Here is a 4,965-nt window from a genome sequence, read left to right on the forward strand (position 1 = left end):
ATGATTTCCTTGGCCAGCGCTTCCGGGCTGCGCCGCGGCACCAGCGCACCGGAGAGTCCGTCGTGGCCGGTGATTTCCCTGGTTCCGCCCACATCGGTCGAGATCGTGGCGCGGGCGCAGGCCATCGCCTCCAGCACGCTGAACGGAACTCGTTCCGACACCGAGGACAGCGCCACCAGGTGCCCTGCCTCAGCCGCTTCGCGGGTGTTCGGCTCCTTGTCCTCGAAGCTCACTGCGTTACCCAGCTTCAGTTCCTCCACCAGTGCGGTCAGCTGCTGGTAGTACTCCCGCTTCTGCTTGGGAATCTTTCCAAAGATCCGTAGCTTGGCCTCCGGGATCCGCTGCGTGACGGTGGCAAAGGCGAGGATCATGGTGGCCACGTCCATGGAGGGGTCAATGGGCCCAACGAAGGAAACGGTGGGCACTTCCGGCTCGGTGGTGATCTCCGGGAAGGCCTCGGCATCCACCCCGTAATGCACGGTGTGCATGCGCTGCTTGTCGGCCCCGAGCTGCCGGGCCCACTTGGCCAAGAATTCATTGACCGGAAGCAGCTTGGCGGCCTCGGCGTAGGCTACCTGGCAGACCACCCGGGACAGCCCCAGCAGTGCGGTGCGCACCGGGTGCGCTAGGCCAAGATCATCCAGCCCCTGGTAGCGTTCGCGCAGGCATACTCCATGCTCGGTCAGCAGCAACGGGCTGCCGTCGCGCCAGTAGCGGGCCAGGCCAACCAAGACTGCCGGACCGTTCGAGGTCACGTGGCAGATATCCACCTGCGGCCAGGAGACATCCAGCACCGCCAGGAACTGGTTTGCGTAGTGCGCCACCTGTTCGGCCTGTGCCGTGGTCAGGTGCGGGAGTTCCGGACGGCTACTGCGGTGGCGGCTCCACGCTTCGGCAACCAGTGCGGCGCTATTGATCCGGTGCAGGGTCGCCGCAAGCTGGTGGCGGGTGCCTCGGGCCAATTCCTTCAGCGCGCTGGTGGCCTGCATGATGTGGGACTGTTCCGGATCCTGTTTCGGCAGGGCGGCGTTCCACAATTCGTTCAGGGCGGTCTTGACCCGTTGCTCTTCAACCTTGCGTCCGGTCAGTCGGGCGCGGGATGGTGGATCCCCTACCGGGATCGTGCTCACGCGCGCCGGGCTCTTGGAGAGGTTCACCGGAATAGATTGGTCCCCGACCAGCTTCACGATCTCAAAGTGGTAATCCGGCAGCCCGTTGACCAGCTGCTCATTCCAGGTGTTCGACGCGCCCATTGCGACCGGGCAGGTATCTTCCCCGATTAATGCCACGCGGATCTTTGCACCGGCCTTTGGCGCAGCAGCGGAGTGTTCCTTCTGATTGGTCTGCGCAGTGGTCATGGCGCGACCCATAGCACTGGGCCGGTCAGTGACCCCGTCATCGCCGGACGCAGATTCCGCTCGGCTGGTGCTCGCCGTTTCGCACCGCGCGGTATTGGGCGCCTCGATTTAGGGCGCTCAAAAGTACAGGATGTATCCCCATGAAATTCCCCAAGAATTTATTTGTAGGAGGAAACCACGATGAACGTCAAAGCGATCAAGGTGGTTTCCACGTGCGTTTAGCTTTCCGCCTCCCGGAGCGAACTCCGTCGTGCGGAAATGATCTGTCCACTACGGACAGCCCCCACAATGAATATTAGGCAATGGCTGTGCCGTTCAGATCTCCAATTGCGCAGATTCAGCTTAACTTTTCGATGCAACAGAGCTCAAAGCCGAGATAACACGCACGTTGACACATGCCGACCGGTGAATTGTTAGTCGTGCGTGTGGACGAAATATTGTCAAATCTTGCGTAATCTCTAGGCTCCACGGGCGCGCCGGTAAAGGTTCATTACTTCTCGCGCCGACCACGAGCCCCAGGTTCGAGCACCCGATCTGCCCGCAAAAGGGCTTATGACGTGCAGGAACTTTTGAGTTTATTTTTAGTTCGGAAGTCGGCTCCCGATCTCGGTCTGCCCCCCGTTTAGGAGTAGGCTCGCACTTGCGGCAGCTGCATCACGAGCCACGGACTGAAAGCCCAGGGGGTTGCACGCACCGCAACAGCCAATTGGGCAGGGTCCACCCACTGCCAGTCCATGACCTCTTCCGGATTCGGAGACAGCTCGCTGTCGATGCGTGCAGTATGCACGGGGCAGATTTCGTTTTCCACGACACCCGAAGCGTCGGTGGCCCGGTAGCGAAAATCGGGCAGCGTCACCGTCAAGTCCGCAATATCGCAGCCCAACTCGTGGCGGGCATGCCGGCGAATAGCGTCGAATGGGTCCTCTGCAGGTTGCGGGTGACCGCAGAAGGAATTGGTCCAAACGCCGGGCCAGGTCAGCTTCGACAGGGCACGCCGAGTGACCAAGACCTGGCCTCGGAGTTGAACAGGTGGCAGGAAAAAGCCAGATGCAGGGGCGTCTCGGTGGTGTGCACCGATGCCTTGTCTGCCGTACCAATGCTCTGACCGCTCTCGGAGAGCAGGACTACGTCCATGAACTTTTCCACCATTCTCTTCATCATTGGAAACACCACCATATCCGTCTTGCCGCAGCGGGGCACAGCGGCCGGATCGCATCACGTCCTCTTCCCCATGGCGCGTCCGGCGAGCGCCTTACTGCCAGAACCAAACGAGGTAAATCAGCAGCATGCTCAGCAGGAACCCGCACAGGTAATTCAGCCACAGGAACCTTCGCCACGCGGAGCGGGCGGTCGCTGAGTCCTGATCCGCCAGGTTCAGGTAGGGAAGCGCGTTCAACGCATAGGGCACCGCAAGCAGGCCGGCGAGCTTCGCCGGTCCGGGCAGCACCAGCAGCAACAGGCCGGCCAGCACGTACCACCCGACCACCAGCCGGGCGGTCCAGCGCGCCCCGAGCACCGTGGCAATCGATGAGAGCCCGGCCTGCCGGTCCGGCTCAATGTCCTGGATGGCGCCCAGCGCATGGGAGGCCATCCCCCACAGCAGGAATGCGCCGAAGGCCGCCAGGGGTTGGAGGTCCATGGACGCCTCGGCCAGCACCCAGCCGTAAACGCCCGGGGAGACAAAATGGACGGCGCTGGTCAGTGAATCCAGGAAGGGGCGTTCCTTGAAGCGTAGGTACGGGGCACTGTAGGCCAGCACCGCTGCCATGGATATGCCCAGCACCAGGTTGGCCCGGGCACCGCCGCCAAGCACCAGGGCCACCAGGAAGGGCAAGGCCGTCAGGGCACACGCCCATAACACGGTGGCGTGCAGGGAACGGTCCAACACCGCACCTTCCACGCCTCCCTTGCGCGGGTTGCGGATGTCGGATTCATAGTCAAAGACGTCATTGATCCCGTACATCACCAGGTTGTAGGGAATCAGGAAGAAGACGGTGCCCACCCACCAGCGCCAGTCGAAGCCGCCTCCGGCCAGCAGGTAGGCGATGGCGAACGGGTAGGCCGTGTTGATCCAGGACAGGGGCCGGGAAGTGGCAACAAGCCCCTTCAGGGTGTTGGCGAGGTTTCGGGTTCTTGGTTGAGCACTTGCCGGTTCCGTCGCCGCCAGTGATCCGGGAGTTGTTCCGGGCCGGGCTGGTGCCCCTGACGCTGCGGTGGTCCGAGGTTTGGATGTCATTGTTCAATCCCCCGTCGTGGCGTGTGGACCTGTTTGGCGGTGGGCGCCGTGCCGCCGGTGAGCCACCACAGCGCCGGCATGAAGAACACCGCGCTGAGCGGGTACAGAAAGTCTTCTATCGGGGCCCGCCCGATGCGCACCCCGACCAGGGAGTGCTGCCCATAGTCGAAGAGGCCGGCGGCGATCATGACATTGTCAAAGATCGCGGTGAGCACGAACAGCGCCGCCAATGCCACCAGCAGCGCCGGAGCGATCCGCCGCACCGGGATGCGGCGCAGCAGCATGGAGCCGATCAACAACACCAGCGAACCGGCCACGAAGCACAGGCCCATTTGCAGAAAAGTCATGACCGATAATCCCCCGTCGTCACCGGTTCCGGTTGTTTCTTGCGTGCATGGGCCCGCCACCGCAGCCAACCGTTGACCAGGATCATCACCTGGTAGCACAGGAAGAACAGGAAGAAGACTTCCTCCAGCGGCAGCTGGTCGCCCACCATCACCCCGCTCATCCACTTCGATTCCAGATGCAGGAAGATCCCCTGGTCAATGGCCAGCACATCCCAGAGCAGGAAGATCGCGGTGCCCACCACCAGGGAGACCAGCGCGGGGCCAGGACGGCAGCAGATAAACAACTTGAAGCGTGCATCGATCAGCGCCATGCACCCAATGAGGGCCAACAAGATCAGCAGGTAAACCATCAGCCACCCACCTTGTCACCCAGCGCCCCCGTGCCCTGCAGGTGCCCCATGCCCAAGGGGCCCGGTGCGTTGACCCGGTTGACCGCCTTGGCCGCCAGCTCACCGCTGATCAGGCACATGGGGATGCCAATGCCGGGGCGCACCGAGCTGCCGGCGTAGTAGAGCCGGGCACCTTGGGGTTGCGGTTGGCCGGGCGCAGGAAGGCGCTTTGACCCAGGGTGTGGGCCAGCCCCAACGCCCCGCCACGCCAGGCACCCACCGTGGCCTCGAAATCGGCCGGCCCATAGGTTTGGCGCACCACGATGCGTTCGCGCAGCCCCTGGATCCCAACCCAGCTGGCCAGCTGGTCAATGGCCGCGTCCGCGATCCGCTCCACCATCACCGAGCCTTCGCCGTCAGCTCCCCCGCGGCCCCAGTCCACGCGTGCCGGGGCCGGAATAAGCAGGAACAGGTTCTCATCCCCTTCCGGCGCCACACCAGGATCCGTGGCACTGGGCATGCAAGCGTAGATACTGGTTTCGGTTTGCAGTTGTTCCCCGGCATGGATGCGGGCGAAGTTCTCATCCCAGTCGCGGGTGAACAGCAGGTTGTGGTGCTCCAGCTGCGGCAGTTTGCCGCGCACTCCCAGGCAGGCGAGCACCGCCCCGGGCCCCGGGTCGGCCTTGCGCCAGTGC

4 protein-coding genes and 2 pseudogenes are annotated in these 4,965 nt (G+C 63.3%); all 6 read right to left on the minus strand.

Annotated features, from left to right (window positions below):
- Positions 1-1,289 (minus strand): DUF3492 domain-containing protein (locus JCM19049_RS08120; RefSeq protein WP_279402750.1); only part of this gene is annotated, 1,289 nt, incomplete at its 3' end.
- A 691-nt stretch (positions 1,290-1,980) separates the two neighbouring features.
- Positions 1,981-2,492, minus strand: a pseudogene (idi, locus tag JCM19049_RS08125) (isopentenyl-diphosphate Delta-isomerase).
- Positions 2,493-2,610: 118 nt separating this feature from the next.
- Entirely contained in the window at positions 2,611-3,594 is a 984-nt protein-coding gene (locus JCM19049_RS08130; RefSeq protein WP_279402751.1) for a prenyltransferase, read from the minus strand.
- The gene (locus tag JCM19049_RS08135; protein ID WP_308417091.1) at positions 3,591-3,911 is read right to left on the minus strand and encodes a lycopene cyclase domain-containing protein; all 321 of its coding nucleotides are present in this window, start codon (positions 3,909-3,911) and stop codon (positions 3,591-3,593) included. The genes JCM19049_RS08130 and JCM19049_RS08135 overlap by 4 nt, the downstream gene beginning before the upstream one ends.
- Before the next feature lie 26 nt (positions 3,912-3,937).
- Positions 3,938-4,291 carry a lycopene cyclase domain-containing protein gene (locus JCM19049_RS08140; protein WP_054821332.1) on the minus strand — a complete coding sequence of 118 codons (354 nt, stop codon included), beginning with the start codon at positions 4,289-4,291 and terminating at the stop codon, positions 3,938-3,940.
- A 109-nt stretch (positions 4,292-4,400) separates the two neighbouring features.
- Positions 4,401-4,965: pseudogene (locus tag JCM19049_RS08145) on the minus strand (phytoene desaturase); the annotation flags it as partial.

This window comes from Arthrobacter sp. JCM 19049 (assembly GCF_001310435.1).

Excerpts from the sequence above, each read along its gene's own strand:
- JCM19049_RS08130 (WP_279402751.1), bottom strand. The coding sequence starts at position 3,594 with ATGACATCCAAACCTCGGACCACCGCAGCGTCAGGGGCACCAGCCCGG.
- JCM19049_RS08140 (WP_054821332.1), bottom strand. The coding sequence starts at position 4,291 with ATGGTTTACCTGCTGATCTTGTTGGCCCTCATTGGGTGCATGGCGCTG.